The organism is Anaerotignum sp., assembly GCF_045122575.1.
Classification (GTDB): domain Bacteria; phylum Bacillota; class Clostridia; order Lachnospirales; family Anaerotignaceae; genus Anaerotignum_A.
In genome coordinates this window covers 1-18,163 of record NZ_JBGVHV010000125.1, presented here as the reverse complement: position 1 = coordinate 18,163, position 18,163 = coordinate 1, and the positions used below count along the sequence as shown (strand labels likewise).

Below are 18,163 nucleotides of genomic sequence, written 5' to 3'. Positions count from 1 at the left end.
CCTTCGTTTACCAGATCTTCGAAGGATTTGTCGCCGTGACGTTTGGACAGTTTATGTGTTGCATCACGCATAACTGCAGGCAGGTGTACATAAACGGGTTTTTCCCAGCCAAATGCATCATACAGCAGGTTGTATTTGGGTGTGGAAGACAGATATTCGCTGCCGCGAACAACGTGTGTGATCTTCATCAGGTGGTCATCCACAACGTTTGCAAAATTGTATGTGGGGAAACCGTCGGCTTTCATCAGGATCTGATCATCCAGTTCTGTGTTGTCTACAGTAATATCGCCATAAACCACATCGCTGAATGTAGTTGTGCCGGAATCGGGCATTTTCTGACGGATAACGAAGGGTTCGCCTGCATCCAGTTTTGCCTGCACTTCTTCCGCGCTGAGACCCAGACAGTGTCGGTCATATTTCGCAAAGGATGCACCTTCACCGTTTTCTGTTTTCAGGCTTTCCAGTCTTTCCTTTGTGCAGAAGCAGTAGTATGCTTCGCCTTTTTCCACCAGTTCTTTTGCATAGTCCATGTACATACCCATTCTTTCGGACTGTACATAGGGGCCGTATTCACCGCCCACATCGGGACCTTCGTCATGTTTCAGACCTGTCATTCTCATTGTGTTATAGATCACATCTACAGAGCCTTCCACCAGTCTGCCCTGGTCTGTATCTTCGATACGCAGGATGAATTTACCACCCTGAGATTTTGCGATCAGGTATTCATAAAGTGCGGTACGCAGGTTACCAATATGCATATAGCCCGTAGGAGAGGGCGCAAATCTTGTTCTGATTTCCATAGTATTCTTCCTTTCTTCTGAAAAGTAGCCATAATTTCCTCATAATAGTTTAACCGCAAAGGGCTTCTCTGTAAAGGAGATTCCCCGAAAAAAGCCGATAAAATGTAAATAATCTGTAAATACGCTTCCCTTTTCTTGCCCTTATTTCGAATTTTGTGATATACTACTGCACAAAGTGCAGCAATCGGCTTTCGCCGCTTGTTTTGCAGCAAAAGCTGCAAATAGTATCTTTGTACAATTCGTAGGCAAAGCCTACTCATTCTTGCAAAAAAGTAAATGCCAACTTCGTTGTCGCTTCCTTTTTTGCCTATAAAGGAGTTGATCTTTTGCAGTTAGATAAAGAAACGATCCGCAAATTACAGGGGCTCATCGTATTTACCCTTGTGATCTTCGTCGGTCTGTTAAAATTCAACGTAGTGCTGGATGTTGCAGGCTTTGTACTGCATATCCTTTTCCCCTTCCTTCTGGGCGGCGCCATCGCCTTTGTGCTGAGTGTGCCCATGAACCGTATCGACAAGCGGCTTTTCGGCAAAGCAAAAGAAGGCAGCCGACTGGACAAGGCCTCTGCCCCCCTCAGCCTGATCCTGACGCTGGCTCTGGTATTGGCTGTGCTGAGTCTGGTAGTCATCGTCGTTCTGCCCGAACTGGCAGGTACCATTGCCATGCTGGGGAAAACCCTGCCGGAAAAAGTTCCCGTTCTGCTGAAAAAAATAGAACTGCTTTTTGACAATAACCCGGAACTGATCCGCTATATCGAAGAACTGGAAGCATCCCTCAACTGGGAAGAAATCCTCAATCAGCTGGTAACCTTCTTCCGTGTGGGCGCAAATACCATGCTGGATTCTACCATCAGCGTAGCGACAGGCATCGTCAGCGGCGTAGGCACATTCTTCATCGCCTTCGTTTTTGCCTGCTATATCCTGCTGCAGCAGGCTTTTCTGAAGAGACAGATGTGCAAACTGTTTTTTGCCTATCTGAAAGAAAAACATGCCAACGAAGTACTGCGCATCTGCGGTCTGACCTATCGTACTTTCAGCAGTTTTCTGGCCGGACAGTGTATGGAAGCCGTGATCCTTGGTGCCATGTTCTTCATCGCCATGACCATTTTCCGTTTCCCCTTCGCCGTACTGGTGGGCGTATTGATCGCTTTCACCGCCCTGATCCCTATCTTCGGGGCATTTATCGGCTGCGGCGTGGGTGCCTTCCTGATCCTGACCGTTGATCCGAAACAGGCACTTTTCTTCGTCATCCTATTCCTGATCCTGCAGCAGATCGAAGGCAACCTGATCTATCCCAAGGTCGTAGGCGGTTCCATCGGTCTGCCTGCTATCTGGGTGCTGGCGGCGGTTTCTCTGGGCGGCAGTCTCTTTGGTGTGGTAGGTATGCTGGTATTTATCCCCATTGTTTCCGTGCTGTATGCTTTGCTGAAGGAAAATGTAAATAAACGACTGGATGAAAAACAGATCCATATCGAATAAGAAAAAGTATTCAAAAGCGGACAGAATTGTCCGCTTTTTCTTTTGCCTGAAAGCGAAAAATGTATACATTGTCTTTTGCAATGCGAAGTGATATATTGAAAATAAGTTGATAAGAAAGGATGTGCATATATATGAAAAAATTACTCGCACTCTGTCTCTCCCTTGCTCTTTGTCTGGGTTCTGTTGTAACTGCTGCAGCCGCTGAGTATGGGCCCTTTACACTTATAGAAGAAGGCGAATATGGTGGTACCGCCTATTTTGACGCCGCTTCTCTGTCTACAGAAACACACAAATTTATGGATCCTGAAGGTTACATCTATGAAGAAACCATTTCTGTTCTGAATCTGAAACCCGGTTCTTCTGTCAAAATTACCAACTACTTCGGTGCCAACGCTGTTGAACTGGTGAACGGGCTGTATGAATGGAGCCCTGCCTGGTTCGATTTCTCCAGCGGTTCCGTTGAAAACCTGTTTAAAGGTCGCCCCTTAATGTTCCAGATATGGGGAGGCGAAGATACAACCTATATCAAAATGGGCGCAAAAGAAACTGCTCCTGCAAAACCTGCAGCTACCGGTTTTTCTGATGTAGCGGCAAATGCTTATTATGCGAACGCAGTGAAATGGGCAGTGGAAAAAGGCATCACTGCAGGCACATCCCCCACTACATTCTCCCCCAACGATACCTGCACAACTGCACAGATCCTGACTTTCCTGTGGCGTGCAAACGGTTCCCCTGAACCTACTATCCAGAATCCTTTTACAGATGTAAAAGAGAGCGACTACTTCTACAAAGCCGCTGTATGGGCTTATGAAAAAGGTATGGCAGAAGGTCAGTCCTTCGGCGGAAACAACCCTTGTACCAGAAGTGCTACCGTTACTTATCTGTGGAAACTGGAAGGCTCTCCCGTTGGCGCCCCTTCCGTTAATTTCAGCGATGTTGGTACGAATGCCAATTATACAGAAGCTGTTGCATGGGCAGTCACAATGGGGGTCACCGCAGGTACCAGCGAAACCACATTCAGCCCTGACGCAACCTGCACCCGTGGTCAGATCGCAACATTCCTGTACCGCAGTCTGGCATAATCATTCCATAAACACTAAATCATTCCATAAACGCCAAAAAGCTCCCCGGTAAAATGGGGAGCTCTTTTTATTTTATGTATTTTCTGTTGTTTCCATCTGTTTCACATATCTGCAGACTGCATCATAATAAGCCTTTGCCGCTTTTTTGCAGCCATCCTCATCACCGAAGGCCTCTACGTCGGCTGCGTTTGTAATAAAGCACTGCTCCACCAGCACGGCAGGACAGTCCATATTTTTCAGCATACCGAAGGTATCATAATCATAGACCTCTGTATCACTGGAATCTACCAGTACCTTTTCTCCGCTGCTGTCATAATACCCGAAGCGGACACCGTCCGTGCCACGGAGTTTCGCCCCGGCCGTTCCCATTTCCTCCGCCAGAAGTTTGGCAAAGGCAAGGCTTTCCTCATGGTTTTCATAGCCGGGAGGAGATGGATAACATTCAAACCCATTGGCTCCCTTGGCATCATTGGCGTTGCCGTGGACAGAAAGCATCAGGTCAGGTTTTTTCTTCTGAAATTTCCGATTCCGCTCTGTGATGTCCATGCCTTCCCCTTCCTTTCGGGAAAGAATGACCCGAAACCGCCCGTCTTCCTGCAGCAGGGCTTCCAGTTCCGAAACGGTGCGCTCCGTCAGTTCTACTTCGTTGATGATCCCCTCTGCGCCAACATCCCAACCGCCATGGCCGGCATCCAGCGCAATGGTATAGGGCTTGCTGAGGGTATAATACACCATGAAGCCCACATAGCCGAGGGCAAACAGAAGCACCGCCAGTTTCAGTTTTTTCACCAGCCCGCCTTTTCGCTTTCTTTTTTTCCTGCGCTGACAAGCCTGTTCCATACGCAGTTGTTTTTCGGGCGTAAAGTCCCGCCAGTTTTTTCCTTTCATGTTGTTCCTCTTTTCTTCTCCTGCAGTGGTTTTTCTTTCAGTATAAAGCAATCTCAGGAAAAGAACTTGAAGATTTTCTTAATCTTTTCCATCAAATTTCAAAAGATTCGTTTTCTTCCGTCATTTTCATCACATTGGCAAAACCCAGTTCCTGCAGCAGATCGCAGACATCGAATCTGCCCCAGAAATGCATGGGGAAAATCACCTTGGCTCCAACGGTCTGCTGGAAATAATTCACTGCCCAGAAATATTTATCCTCCAGTCTGAGGTCAGCGGGAACAAAGGCCACATCGATGGCTTCGCCTTTCAGTTTGTCGATTTCGGTGGTATAGCTTTTTTTGATATCTTCGTTGAAGAAATCGGGCTCACCGTTCCAGTGCCACCAATTTAGGTCACCGGCATGATAAATGGTCTTCCCGTCGGCCTGCACCAGAAAAGCAACACCCTCATCATTGGACTGGAGTGTTTTCACTGTGATTCCGTCAAAGGTATATTCTTCATGGGGCTGCACATGGAGTACTTCCCCTGCAAAACCTGCCATGGTACGCACATCAAAGGACAGCACGTATTTCACATTGGGCAGATTTCCCCAATCCAGGATCCGTCTGTCATAATGGTCTTCGTGGGCATGGGATACAAAAACGAAGATGTCTTTTTCGGGATAATTTGCAGGGTCGAAATATGCTTTTCGGCCGCTTTCTGTATAATAATCGAACAGCAGGACTTTTGTTTCCGTTTCCACGGAGAAGCCGCTGTGGTGCAGATAAGTCACTTTCATGGTTCATCTCTCCTTTATCAAAATCTGTTTCCATCATACCATAAACACCTCCGAAACGAAAGAAAAAGAGCCTTTCGGCTCTTTTCCAGTTCTTATAAATAATTAGCAGGGTCTTGGTAAATCCCGTTCAGCTGAATTTCATAGTGGCAATGGATGCCCACGGCTGTCCCCGTTTTTCCTGTCAACCCAAGCACATGACCTTTCTTCACCTGATCGCCTACCTTCACATCCAATTTAGAAAGGTGGGCGTAAAGGGTTGTGTAGCCACTCAGATGATTGATTTTTACATAATTGCCCTTTTTTGCCTCAAAACCGGCCTCCAGAATGATGCCGTTGGCGGTGGCACGGACAGGGATGTTTTTGTTATCCGTGGAAAAATCCAGCCCTGTGTGCTGTCTGTCGGGATGCCACATGGCAAAGGCTGTTGTGATTTCACGGCTGCCTGTGGGATAGCCAGAAGGAACATTGTTATTTTTCTCAGATTCAGACACCTTTACTTCCTTCGCCTTCCAGAGTCCTTCTCTCGCTTCTGTGATCACATCATATCCATTTTCATCTTTTTCAAAACAAAGCGTAAAATTGCCGCCGTTCCAATTTGTTCCTTCTTTTAACCAGTGCATCCATTCTGCTTTTGTCATTGTAACAGGTTCTGTCCCTGCTTCACCCATGATAATGGCTGCATCCTCCGCCACTTGGAACATGCCACCCTGTTCCAGCCGCAGGTCGAAATAGCCGTTATTCGTTCTACCTTCCGTATCCTGAATACGAATCTGGCGGTGGAGGGTCACGGCGTCAGCGTCTTTCGTCGGCTCCACATAACAGAACCAGCCATCGGCAGGGTCTTCCTGATACATACCGCCATCTGCCATATTGCTGTACACGATCTCATGGGGATTTCCATTTTCCGTATACACACGGAAGGTGTCCGGATAGCAGGTATCCTCATAAATCTTTGCTGCATCGGGCTGTACCTGACAGGTGAACCGCATATAGAAATTGGCATCTTTTGGCTGATAATACTCATCGTAGAGCACTTCATAATGATAATGCTTCGCTTCCTTCGCCCGTTTGATATAGCCTACGTCATCGGGATCACGGAAAGGATTGTTATGGACAACATTCAAGTGGAAATCCACCGTTACCTCATCCCTGCCGTTAGAAAGACGCTCCCGCGTCACATGCTGAATCTCGAAATTGAACTCTTCCAGTTCATAGATGTGCCATTCGCCCTGAGAGATCGCACCCACTACACTCTGATACAGGAAATCCCAGATGCCCTCGTCAATTTCTGCGCCCGTTCTGGAAATGACAGGATGCACCTTGCCATCCTCCCAATAAATATTGGAGCAGAAATGATCTACAACGACCAGTTTTCCATTTTCTTCTCCAAACCGCAGCAATTCCTTCATCACATACTGAGAAGGGCTGCTGTCCTCCATGGTATAGGTGATGATGGCTGTGCCTTCCTTGGCTTCCACCTCATAGGACATCACCCATGGGCTGCTCCAGCCGATGACATAATTCCAGTCATCCCCCAGTGCGCCTTTCTGCTCCTCAATGAAGGCCGCCTTACATGCTTCACTCATCATTTCATAGCGTGGTTTCCCATCGCGGGTCTCAAGGGCTTTTGCCCATGTTTCCGCCATGGAACGTACCCCTTCTACCAGGGCAACATCCATCTGCGCCGAAACGGGGTCACTGCCCCCATAGCTGACCAGACAACCACAAGTCAATGCCAGCACCAGCGTCATAGCCACCAATGCCATGCCTTTCTTTCTCTGCTTTCCATTCATGATCTCCACCAGCCTTTCCTGCAACGCCCGTTTGCCATCGGTGAAACAGGTGGTCAATGCCGCCTGCTTCTGCAGTCCCCGTTCTGCTTCCTGTAAGATCATCAGGCTGTATGCCTTCCGATACGCCATATCTTTTTCTTTCACTGCTTCCCCATCACAGGAAATTTCCAGATCTCGATTTGCCCGCTTCGCCATCAGCCACACAAAGGGGTTGAACCAATGGATACTTCGTGCCAGAAGCAGCAGGCATTTATACCAGAGGTCCTTTCTCCGCCAATGGATCAATTCATGGCGAAAAATCATCTCCAGTTCCTGCTCCGTATATTCCTCATGGGACAGATAAATTTTTGTATGGAACAACCCCACCGCCATGGGCGTTTCCAAAACAGAGCTGACTGCCAAAGGCGGCCGTTTTTCCCCTGCCGTCTTTTCATAAAACTCCTGCGTTTTTTCTGAGGGAGATTTTTCCCAACGCCGCAGCAGATTTTTCAGCTGCAGGGTAGATACGGCTGTGCGCAGCAGAGAAATCACCGCGCCTACCAGCCAGACCAATGCAAGTGCATCTATCGTTTTGATCCCACTTTTTTCTTCTATCGGTATTTCTCTTTCCGGCAGACCGGCCCGCACGCTTTCCTCCTGTATCTGTTCCCATTTTGCTTCATCCAGCGGTTGATACAATTCCATCGGCACCCATTGCACGATCCTTTCCTGAGGAACCTCCAACTGAATCGGTATCCTTTCTTCTGGCAACGTCAGACTCCAGGGAGCGATCAAGCGAACCGCAATGACCAGCCAGACAAAATACGAAAGCTTTGCCGTATATCGCTGGGATATCTTCGGCAGCAGCCAGAGCGCAAGCAGCAAGATCGGTGTCATCCAAAGGCTGATTTTCAGATATTCCAGAAAAATCATCATACGATCACTCCTTTGTTTCCTGCTCAATAAAGGCTTTCAAATCGGCCAGTTCTTCTTTTGTTACAGAATTGTTTTCATATAAACACGCCACCAGATCTCGCAGGGAACCGCCCGTCCATTTCTGAAAATAACGGCGGCTATCCTCTGCCAGATATGCCTCCTCCGTCACCAAAGGTTCATAATACCGACTTTTCCCCTGCTTTTCCGTTTTCAAAAAACCACGCTTCACCAATCTGCCCAGCAGGGTCTGCAGCGCAGACAGATTCCACGGACGTTCCTTCTGCAATTCCCCATGGATCGCAACGGTGCTGATCGGTGTTTCATTATGCCAGATCGTTTGCATCACTTTCAGTTCCGTATCAGGCAATTTCTGTTTTTCCATCTTTCCACCCCATTTCCCACATACATCTGTATGTTTTATTTCTTTTAATATACACCTGTATGTTTTAAAAGTCAATAAAAAACTCCTGCTTCAGAAAATCTTAAGAAACAGGAGTTCCAAAATCATTTAAATGGCACGGATCGCCCCGGTATGAGGATCCATGATAAAGCCCAGAACTTCAATATCCTTAGGCAGAAGAGGATGTTCCGTGATGGCATCCACAGTACTCTGTACGGAATCGTAGATATCGCCAAAGCCTGTCAGCCACTGCTCCACATTTTTCACATTGGCATCTACATGGTCAATAGCTTCCTGCGAAACCCCTCTTTCCAGCATTTTTGCGATCATTTTCTGGGGATCCAGCAGGCGGCCGCCGCAGTCATCATGGCCAATGACAATGATGGTTTCCACGCCCAGTTCATACACCGCCACCATCAGTGAGAAAATCACACTGCCGTAGGGATGCATCACACGGCCGCCGGCATTTTTGATCAGTTTCACATCACCATTCTTCAAACCCAGTGCCGCAGGCAGCAGTTCCGTCATACGGGTATCCATGCAGGCAAGAATGGCAATTTTTCTGTCAGGGTATTTGGTCGTAGCATATTTTTCATATAAGCCATGCTCAACGAATACACGGTTATAATCCAGCATTTTCTTTACAAAATCGTTCATAAAACCACTCCTTATGTAAATCTCTGGATATATTATATCCATTTTGGAAAGTCTTGAAAAGAGTATGTTTCCTATTGTTGAACCTTTCCCCCAAAATGATGTATAATGTTAATATTCATTGCTTGAAAGGATGAAAAAATATCCGTATAATACACAACGGATTCTAAGAAGGAGGCTTGTCTATGCTTGGCGAAAAACTGAAACAATTGCGGAAAACAAAAGGAATCTCCCAGGAAGTGCTGTCACTGAAACTGAACGTAGTCAGACAGACGATTTCCAAATGGGAAAAAGGAATTTCTGTACCCGATGCCGATATGCTGGTAAAAATTGCGGCTGTATTGGACACTTCCGTCAACGAACTGCTGAGCGAAGCTTTCTATAAAAAGGAGGATAAAAACCCCATGAATTATGACGTGATTATTATTGGCGCAGGCCCCGGCGGCATCTTTGCCGCATACGAACTGATGCAGCATCAACCCGAACTGAAAGTTGCCGTATTTGAATCCGGCCACTCCCTCAGCAACCGTCGCTGCCCCATTGACGGCGAAAAAATCAAATCCTGTATCAGCTGCAAAAGCTGCAGCATCATGAGTGGCTTCGGCGGCGCAGGTGCTTTTTCTGATGGTAAATACAACATTACAAACGATTTCGGCGGCACGCTCCATGAATATATCGGTAAAAAAGAAGCCCTGGAACTGATGCGTTATGTAGATGAGATCAATATGCGCTACGGCGGCGAAGGCACAAAGCTGTATTCCACTGCAGGCACTCGTTTCAAAACTCTGTGTATCCAGAACGACCTGCATCTTCTGGATGCTTCTGTGCGCCATCTGGGCACAGATATCAACTATGTCGTACTGGAAAACCTCTATGCAGATCTGCAGAACAAAGTAACTTTCTTCTTTGATACACCTGTCCTTTCCGTTGCAAAAGCAGAAAACGGCTATGAAGTCATCACCAAAGATGGTGCATATATTTCCAAAACCTGCATCATTTCCGTCGGCAGAAGCGGCAGCAAATGGATGGAAAATGTCTGCAAAGAACTGGATATCCCCACAAAGTCCAATCGTGTGGATATCGGTGTTCGTGTGGAACTGCCCGCTGCGGTTTTCGCCCATCTGACAGATGAACTGTATGAAAGCAAAATCGTATATCGTACCGAAAAATACGGTGACAAAGTGCGTACATTCTGCATGAACCCCAAAGGTGCCGTAGTAAACGAAAATACAAACGGCATCATCACTGTAAACGGCCACAGCTATGAAGATCCTGCCAGACAGACAGAAAATACAAACTTTGCTCTGCTGGTTGCCAAACATTTCTCCGAACCTTTCAAGGATTCCAACGGCTACGGCGAAAGCATTGCCCGTCTGAGCAATATGCTGGGGGGTGGCGTGATCGTGCAGCGTTTCGGTGACCTGATCCGCGGCAGACGTTCCACACCCAAGCGTATGGAGGAAGCTTTCATCACACCTACCCTGAATGCTACTCCCGGTGACCTGAGTCTGGTACTGCCCAAACGTCTTCTGGACGGTATCATCGAAATGATTTATGCACTGGATAAAGTTGCGCCCGGTACAGCCAACGACGACACCCTGCTGTACGGTGTAGAAGTAAAATTCTACAACATGGAAGTGGAAGTCAGCGAAAAACTGGAATCCCGTTATCCCGGCCTGTATATCATCGGCGACGGCAGCGGCATCACCCACTCCCTGTCCCATGCATCCGCCAGCGGTGTTCATGTAGCAAGAAATATCACAGCGAAATAAGAAACAAAAAAAAGACCTCGAAAACGAGGTCTTTTCTTTTTTATGTTGAGAGCAAGCCTGTAAGCCGGGTTCTGTTTTTCAGACAGCCATCTATCTTGGTCCGCTGTTGCCAGCGGCATCATGCGGCTTTTTCGAAACGGGACGAGCAGCCCCATCGTTTCCGTTTGCCTTGCTTCGGGTGGGGTTTACAGGGACCCGAGACATTACTGCCCCGGCGGTGGGCTCTTACCCCACCTTTCCATCCTTACCAGGAACGAGCCTGGCGGTCTATTTCTGTTGCACTATCCTTAGAGTCGCCTCCACCGGCCGTTAGCCGGCACCCTGCTCTGCGAAGCCCGGACTTTCCTCACCAACCAAGGCTGGCGCGACTGTCCAACTTACTCACAAATAGATATTATAAATCAATTTATTTTTCTTGTCAAACCTTGAAACAGCTGCCGCCAACAAATTCCTTGATCAGAGAATTATTGGGAATCTCCTTATCCGGCGCTGCCAGAAAATAACTCAGGAATTTGATCAGACGATTTGCTGTTACATATTCCGGCATGGAAGAATCGATGGCAAACAGCTGCGGTTCTGCATACTGCTTCAGCACGCTCAGTTCATACAGGGTAGCAGAATTGAAAACTGCATCGGCATTTTCCTGGAACGGGAAAATATTATCCTCTTCCCCCTGCGTTACATCGTTCCATGTGGAAATAGTCAGCCTTGCATCCCTGCCGCGGAACTGATGATCCCGCACCATGCGGCGGATCATTCTGCTGTCAGAAGTAGAAATACGGTTATGGTCATCCACATTCAACTGAGTGATGGCACTGATAAAGATCTTGAATTTGTTTTCCGCGGGGATTTCTTCTGTCAGGCGGTCATTCAGCCCATGGATCCCTTCCATAACCAGAACTTCCCCTTCGCCCAGCTGCACAAAGTCGCCCTTATACTCTCTCTTGCCTGTCATAAAGTTATAATACGGCAGTTCCACCCGTTCTCCTGCAATGATCTTTTTCAGATCACTGTTCAGAAGAGGCAGATCAAGGGCTTCGATGACCTCGAAATTCTTCTTACCATTTTCGTCTGCAGGGGTATCGTCCCGATTCAGGAAATAGTCATCCAGAGAAACCTTGTGGGGTTTTACGCCCAGCGCCCGCAGCTGGATGCTCAGGCGGTTGGCAAAGGAGGTTTTCCCCGAGGAGGAAGGCCCTGCGATCAATACTACACGCACTTTGTCCATCCGCTGATAGATCTGGTCTGCGATCTCTGCGATCTTCTTTTCATGAAGGGCTTCATTGATACGGATCAGGTCTCCAAACTGCCCTTTTACAATGGTGTTGTTCAGCTCTGCCACATTGGAAACCCCCATCAGCTGACACCAGCGCATCTGTTCCATGAAAACATTGCTGATTTTTTCAGGCACCTGTAAAGGCAGCAGTTCCGCAGGATTTGCAGGGTCAGGAAAACGCAGCAGGAATCCGTTTGCATGAGCAGTCAGCCCAAACAGTTTCAGGCCGCCTGTGGAAGGAGGCATATAGCCATAGAAATAATCATAAAATCCTTCCAGTTCATACATATTCACATTGGACGCACGACGGAAACGGAACAGCTCCGCTTTATCCTGCATCCCCTGTTTTTTCACCACTTCAATGGCTCTGTCCTTGCGGAATGTCTTTTTGCGGATGGGCAGGTCTGCCTTCACGTATTCCATCATTTTTTCATGGAGCTTTTTCAGCAGTTCTTCACTGATTTCCACCTTTGGATTTCTGATCTCACAATACAGATTGCCACGCAAAGAATGCTCGATGCTCACATGGGCATCTTCCCCCAGTACGTCCTTCGCCGCCTTTACCAGCAGGAAAGAAACCCCTCTATGGTATACGCGCATCCCTTCTTCCGATGTCAGGTCAAGGAAGGTGATATCATCCGCTTCTTTGATTTCATAATCCAGTTCTTTCAGGTCATTGCCCTGCTTTGCCAACAGGATGGCAGAGGGAAATTCTCCCTGAAATTCTTTCGCCAGTTCTCCAAAGGTCATTCCTTTTGCGATCTGCATTTCTCTGCCCATGACATTGATTTTATTGGTTTCCACTCTGCACGCCTCCTTTATATTTCTTACAAACAGGACTCCATTCGAAAATCGCCTGTCTGCTTCTTTTCTCATGATTTTGCAGGTCTTAAAGCCATATTCTCCTGTAAAACCACGGATTGTTCCGTGCTCTGCACTCCCACAATCCTAAAATCATTCGAAAATCGCCTATCGGCTTCTTTTCTCATGATTTTGCAGGTTCCAAAGTCATAAATTTTTCTGCAAGCAGAAAATTTATGCACTTTTTGAACCTTAGTTTTACACGGTCCAGAAGGTCTGTCCGTTCACCTTGGAGCAGACCACTTCCACATCCCAGCCGTTTTCTTTGGCCGCTTCTGTCAGTTTTTTCTGCAGCACAGGCACGATCAGCACTTCGCTGGCGTAATGGGTCACATCCACCACAGCGATGCCCTTTTCGATGGCTTCCTGGGCTTCGTGATATTTGATATCCCCCGTCAGGTAAGCATCACAGCCCTTTGCTGCCGCCAGTGCAGCAAAACCAACCCCGGCACCGGTGCAAAGACCTACTTTTTTCACCATTTTTTCAGGGTCACCCACCAGACGAATGGCATCCAGACCCAGTTTTTCTTTCAGCATGGCCGCAAATTCCTTGAATGGCACTGCCTCAGGCAGTTCCCCAATACGGCCGATGCCTTCTGTGTTCCCCTTCTGTTCCACAGGGTAAATATCATAAGCCGCTTCTTCATAAGGATGGACAGAAAGCATGGCTTTTACGACTCCATTCACTTTTTCTGCAGGCACGATGGTTTCCAGACGGATTTCATCGGCCACTTCCAGTTTCCCCTGTTCCCCGAGGAAGGGATTTGTGCCTTCCAAAGGCAGGAAGGTACCCTTGCCCGCTGCGCCAAAGGTACAATGGGAATAAGCCCCAATATGGCCTGCCCCTGCTTCGCACATGGCATTTCTTACGGCATCCTCATGGCCAACGGGCACATATACCACGATTTTTTTGAAGGTCTGGGCCCATGTTTCTTCCAGCGGTTCGATATTGGTCAGCCCTGCCAGCTCTGCCAGCACATCATTGGTGCCGCCTTTGACGATATCCAGATTGGTATGGGCAGAAAATGCCGCAATCCCATTTTCGATCAGATTATAAATACGCTTACCCAGTGTGTTCTGGGTCGTAATGCTTTCGATTTTTTTAAACAGCAACATAGGATGATGGGTCACGATCATTTCCGCGCCGATCTCCTTCGCTTCTTCCACCACAGGATCGATGACATCCAGCGCCACCAGAATTTTTGTGACTTCCCGTTCGGGATCCCCAATGGCAAGACCCACATTATCCCAGCCTTCTGCCAGATGTTTGGGAGCGATTTTCTCCATCACGCCCATGATATCTTTCACTTTTACAGACATGCCAATGCCTCCCTCATCAAAGCCAGCTTTTCTTCCACCTCCGGCAGACGCTTCTGTGCGTTTTCCGTAGGGTTCTCCTTCAGATTATCAAAAAGTCGGCTGTATTTTCCTTCTTCATGCAAAATCAGTTCCTTTAACACAGGGTCTTTTTTCTCCAGCAGGAGCTTGCCGTAAAGATAATCGATCTCCCTGTCATAAGCTTCTTCGCCTTTTTCGCAGCGCATCAGAACATAAGGTTTATTGTCTTCTTTCAGCATATGCTCTTCTTTGATGGAAAAACCAATTTTGTGCAGATATCTCCGTACTTCATGGAAATCCCGCTGGGGGGACAGCACCAGTTCCTTGAGACTATCCGCCACTTCGGGGCTGTCTTCCAGAATATGTACGATGAGCATGCCGCCCATGCCTGCCATAATGGCAGTTTCCGCTTCGCCGGGCTGTAAAGGAATCAGCCCGCTGCCCAGACGGGTTTCGATCACATCCTCCGCACCGTAAAGAGCAATATTCTGTCTGCATTTTTCCAGAGGGCCTTTGCGCACATCACAGGCATAGGCCTTCTTGATTTTTCCCTGTTTATATAAATAAATGGGTACATAGCCGTGGTCTGTGCCGATATCCGCAATGATTTCATGGGATACCAGACCTGCGACCAGTTCCAGTCTTTTCGAAATATCCATAATTCCTCCTTTGTGGGGCCTTGCCCCACACCCCAGCAGGGAAATAATTCCCCCATGAGGGGCTCTGCCCCTAGGCTAGCGGCTTTGCCGCAATGCTGCACCCCTACTTGCAAAAACTTCGTTTTTGCGGGGATATTATAATTTCTGCGCCACAGGCAAATCGGGTCAAGGGGGTGACCCCCTTGCGGAGTGTGAGGCAGAGCCTCACAAAAAACTTGCCTTCCAGCGGCTTTTTGGAAGGTCTGGAAACCTTTTCCCAAGAAAAGAAAGGTTTCCAGTTGCAAAAAAGGGCGTAACAAATACGCCCTCTTTTCTCTTTCTTATTCTAAATAATCCTTTAACTTCTTACTTCTGCTGGGATGGCGCAGTTTACGCAGAGCCTTCGCCTCGATCTGACGGATACGTTCTCTGGTAACGTTGAATTCCTTGCCAACTTCTTCCAGTGTTCTCGCACGGCCGTCATCCAGACCAAAACGCAGACGCAGTACCTTTTCTTCTCTTTCTGTCAGTGTATCCAGCACTTCCATCAGCTGTTCTTTCAGCAGGGTGAATGCCGCCGCTTCCGCAGGAGCAGGGATATCATCATCGGGGATGAAATCACCCAGATGGCTGTCTTCTTCTTCGCCGATGGGAGTTTCCAGAGAAACGGGTTCCTGCGCGATCTTCATGATCTCGCGTACTTTTTCTTCAGGCATCTGCATTTCCACTGCCAGTTCTTCTGCAGTCGGTTCACGGCCCAGTTCCTGCAGCAACTGTCTGGAAACACGGATGAGTTTATTGATGGTTTCTACCATGTGTACAGGGATACGGATGGTTCTTGCCTGATCGGCAATGGCACGGGTGATGGCCTGTCTGATCCACCATGTCGCATAAGTAGAGAATTTGAAGCCTTTATGGAAGTCGAATTTTTCAACGGCTTTGATCAGACCCAGATTACCCTCCTGAATCAGATCCAGGAACAGCATACCGCGGCCAACATATCTTTTTGCGATACTTACTACCAGACGCAGGTTTGCTTCTGCCAGTTTTTTCTTCGCCGCTTCGCCTTCAGGGCCGCCTTCTTCCATTTTTCTTGCCAGTTCGATTTCTTCTTCTGCTGTCAACAGAGGCACTTTACCGATCTCTTTCAGATACATACGCACGGGGTCATCGATGTTGATCCCTTCGGGCAGTGTCAGATCCAGTTCTTTTTCAACTTCTTCTTCTGCTTCGATATTCCCGAGGACGTCAATGCCCTGACTTTCCAGATATTCATAGATCTTATCGATACGATCGGGATCCAGATCCAGTTCTGCCAGATGATCCATGATCTCTTTATACTCTAATACGCATTTTTTCTTTTTGCCCATCTGGACCAGTTCTTCCAGTTTGGTCAATAATGTTGTTTCTTCGACGGATTTCAACGCAATCCTTCCTTTCTCTGTTCATTATAAGTCTAACCATATCAAATGGTAATATACAGGGAATCCAGTTTCTTCTTGGCCTCCACCAGTTTCTGAATCTCTTCCACGGTGGCGGCATTTGCTGTCAGATGATCGATTTTTGTCCGTTTCAGCCGTCTCACCTGTTCATTGATGGCTTTTTCCATATCCGCCCCGTTTTCCGTAGGCAGCTGCACGGCAAAGATCTCTGTGACTGTTTTCTGTTCCTTCGCTTCCTCAAAGCGGCTCACCAGATCGGCAGGGAACACATGGCCTGCGGAATGCCACAGTTCGCCGATGCGCCCGAAGGCTCTGCGGAAAACATCTTCCGTGAAATCGTCTTCCTCCAGAATCCCTTTGAGGATCTCATACACCCCTTGGTGCTGGGCTGCATAATACAACAGGTTTCTCTGGGCTTCGATGAGCCCTTTTTCCACTTTTCCGCCCGCTGACGTGTAATTCTTCAGATTCTGCTGCCGTTTTTCCGCCTCTTTTTCAAAGGCTGCTTCTTCTTTTTGCACCAGTTTACGAATTTCACTGCGGATGGCTTCTTCCTCCACGCCTGTCACCCGGCTGACTTCGCCGAGGTAGACGTTCCGTTCGATCTCGCTGTCCAGTTTCGCCAGTATTTCGGCAGCTTCTGTTGCAAAGCGCACACGATGTTCCGGATTCTTTAAGTTATATTTCCGCTGGATACAAGCGATCTCGAAAGATATATAATGCACGGCATTGATCAGGAGTTTGGAAAACTCCGCCGCGCCTTTTGCCTTGATAAATTCATCGGGGTCTTTTCCGTCAGGCACCTGTGTGACCTTAACGCGGAAACCGTTTTTCACCAGCACGGGAATGGCCCGCAGTGCTGCATTGGTGCCTGCTTCATCGCTGTCATAAAGCAGGATCACATCATCGGCAAACCGCTTCAGTGTTCTGGCATGGTCATTGTTAAAGGCCGTGCCCAAGGATGCCACAACGTTGCGGAACCCCGCCTGATAGATGGAAAGCATGTCCATATAGCCTTCCACCAGAATCAGCTCCCGTTTCTTTGCCGCCTTGGCAAAATTCAGACCATAGAGGTTTCGGCTTTTGCTGAACAATATGGTTTCGGGAGAGTTCAGATATTTCGGTTCCCCTTTGGCAAGGATACGTCCGCCAAAGCCGACCACTCTGCCCTGCACATCGAAGATGGGGAACATGAGCCGCCCGCGGAACCGATCATGGTAGCCCTTACCGTCTTTATTTTCCAGCACAAGGCCCGATTTCAGGATATCCGACAGGGGAAACCCTTTTTCTTTCAGATGTTTGAACAATGCATCGTAACTGTCAGGGGAATAGCCGATGCCGAATTTTCTTGCCATGCGAGGGTCCATCTGCCGTTTGGTCAGATATGCCCGTGCCTGTTCCCCCTGTTTTTCCTGCAGGCAATCATAAAAGAACCGTCCTGCAGCAGTGTGTATGTCAAACAGCCTTTGCTTTGTCTGCTCTGCCGCAATGACCTGAGCGGATTTTTCCGGTTCCGGCAGAGTGATGTGTGCCCGTTCTGCCAGTTTTTTCATAGCTTCGGGAAAATCCATATTTTCCATTTCCATCAGGAAGGAAAACACATTGCCCGCCGCCCCGCAGCCAAAGCAGTAATAAAACTGTTTTTCGCTGTTTACGGAAAAGGAAGCTGTTTTTTCATTATGGAAGGGACAAAGCCCAAAATAGGAATTGCCCTTCTGCTTCAGCGGAACATACTGGGAAATGACTTCCACGATATCGTTCTGCAGTCGCACTTCGTCGATGACTTCTCTCGGATATCTCATGTCAATCCCCTCCTTCCAATCCGCTTCGCCTTGAAAAATTCTTCCTAAGCAATCGAAAAGGAAGTTTCTGCACTTCCTTTTACTCTATCTATTCGACATTTTTATTGAAAATCCTTCTTGGTTGTATACATTTTGTTAGTATGAACAAAATTTTTTCAAAAATCCCTTGACTTTTTCAAACTTTGTGCCTATATTTTAAAGTTTTGTCCATTCACGGGGAATAAACAGCTCGTTATACTTCGCTAC

At 47.8% G+C, this 18,163-nt stretch carries 14 protein-coding genes and 1 other RNA gene; 3 read left to right on the top strand and 12 right to left on the bottom strand.

The genetic code is table 11. From position 1 onward, the window contains the following. Positions 1–800, bottom strand: an 800-nt coding sequence (gltX, locus tag ACJMLT_RS06400; RefSeq protein ID WP_405728268.1) for a glutamate--tRNA ligase, incomplete at its 3' end; no start/stop codon positions are given. A gap of 326 nt (positions 801–1,126) precedes the next feature. Here gltX and ACJMLT_RS06395 point away from each other — a divergent pair. Continuing rightward, a complete protein-coding gene (locus ACJMLT_RS06395; protein WP_405728265.1) occupies positions 1,127–2,278 on the top strand; it encodes an AI-2E family transporter in 1,152 nt (383 codons plus the stop codon). Positions 2,279–2,409: 131 nt separating this feature from the next. Further along, positions 2,410–3,360, top strand: coding sequence for an S-layer homology domain-containing protein (locus ACJMLT_RS06390; RefSeq protein ID WP_405728262.1), 951 nt, complete (start codon positions 2,410–2,412; stop codon positions 3,358–3,360). Positions 3,361–3,432: 72 nt separating this feature from the next. On the opposite strand, the gene ACJMLT_RS06385 is transcribed toward ACJMLT_RS06390, so the two are convergent. The 5 genes from ACJMLT_RS06385 to ACJMLT_RS06365 form a co-directional block, all read right to left on the bottom strand. Continuing rightward, on the bottom strand, positions 3,433–4,248 hold the full coding sequence (locus ACJMLT_RS06385) for an N-acetylmuramoyl-L-alanine amidase family protein (RefSeq protein WP_405728259.1): 816 nt from the start codon (positions 4,246–4,248) through the stop codon (positions 3,433–3,435). 91 nt (positions 4,249–4,339) lie between these two features. Beyond that, positions 4,340–5,026 (bottom strand): MBL fold metallo-hydrolase, encoded by a 687-nt coding sequence (locus ACJMLT_RS06380; protein WP_405728256.1) that lies wholly within the window; start codon positions 5,024–5,026, stop codon positions 4,340–4,342. Between the two features lie 92 nt (positions 5,027–5,118). Next, positions 5,119–7,734 (bottom strand): M56 family metallopeptidase, encoded by a 2,616-nt coding sequence (locus ACJMLT_RS06375; protein ID WP_405728253.1) that lies wholly within the window; start codon positions 7,732–7,734, stop codon positions 5,119–5,121. Between the two features lie 4 nt (positions 7,735–7,738). Then, on the bottom strand, positions 7,739–8,116 hold the full coding sequence (locus ACJMLT_RS06370; RefSeq protein ID WP_405728251.1) for a BlaI/MecI/CopY family transcriptional regulator: 378 nt from the start codon (positions 8,114–8,116) through the stop codon (positions 7,739–7,741). 126 nt (positions 8,117–8,242) lie between these two features. Further along, positions 8,243–8,791: a beta-class carbonic anhydrase gene (locus ACJMLT_RS06365; protein ID WP_405728248.1), complete on the bottom strand. Its 549-nt coding sequence runs from the start codon at positions 8,789–8,791 to the stop codon at positions 8,243–8,245. 182 nt (positions 8,792–8,973) lie between these two features. Between ACJMLT_RS06365 and ACJMLT_RS06360 the strand changes: the two genes are divergently transcribed. Continuing rightward, positions 8,974–10,560 (top strand): helix-turn-helix domain-containing protein, encoded by a 1,587-nt coding sequence (locus tag ACJMLT_RS06360; protein ID WP_405728245.1) that lies wholly within the window; start codon positions 8,974–8,976, stop codon positions 10,558–10,560. 44 nt (positions 10,561–10,604) lie between these two features. On the opposite strand, the gene rnpB is transcribed toward ACJMLT_RS06360, so the two are convergent. From rnpB to dnaG, 6 genes are all read right to left on the bottom strand, one after another. Next, positions 10,605–10,944, bottom strand: an RNA gene (gene rnpB, locus ACJMLT_RS06355) — RNase P RNA component class A. A 34-nt stretch (positions 10,945–10,978) separates the two neighbouring features. Continuing rightward, positions 10,979–12,640: a nucleoside kinase gene (locus ACJMLT_RS06350; RefSeq protein WP_405728242.1), complete on the bottom strand. Its 1,662-nt coding sequence runs from the start codon at positions 12,638–12,640 to the stop codon at positions 10,979–10,981. A gap of 255 nt (positions 12,641–12,895) precedes the next feature. Next, complete coding sequence (locus ACJMLT_RS06345; protein ID WP_405728239.1) at positions 12,896–14,017, bottom strand: Nif3-like dinuclear metal center hexameric protein; 1,122 nt, start codon at positions 14,015–14,017, stop codon at positions 12,896–12,898. Further along, positions 14,008–14,694 carry a tRNA (adenine(22)-N(1))-methyltransferase gene (locus ACJMLT_RS06340; protein WP_405728236.1) on the bottom strand — a complete coding sequence of 229 codons (687 nt, stop codon included), beginning with the start codon at positions 14,692–14,694 and terminating at the stop codon, positions 14,008–14,010. Before ACJMLT_RS06340 ends, ACJMLT_RS06345 begins: the two co-directional genes overlap by 10 nt. Positions 14,695–15,014: 320 nt before the next feature. Next, the gene (gene rpoD, locus ACJMLT_RS06335; protein WP_405728233.1) at positions 15,015–16,097 is read right to left on the bottom strand and encodes an RNA polymerase sigma factor RpoD; all 1,083 of its coding nucleotides are present in this window, start codon (positions 16,095–16,097) and stop codon (positions 15,015–15,017) included. Positions 16,098–16,138: 41 nt separating this feature from the next. Further along, positions 16,139–17,917, bottom strand: a complete 1,779-nt coding sequence (gene dnaG / locus ACJMLT_RS06330; protein ID WP_405728230.1) for a DNA primase — start codon at positions 17,915–17,917, stop codon at positions 16,139–16,141. Between the last annotated feature and the right edge of the window lie 246 nt (positions 17,918–18,163).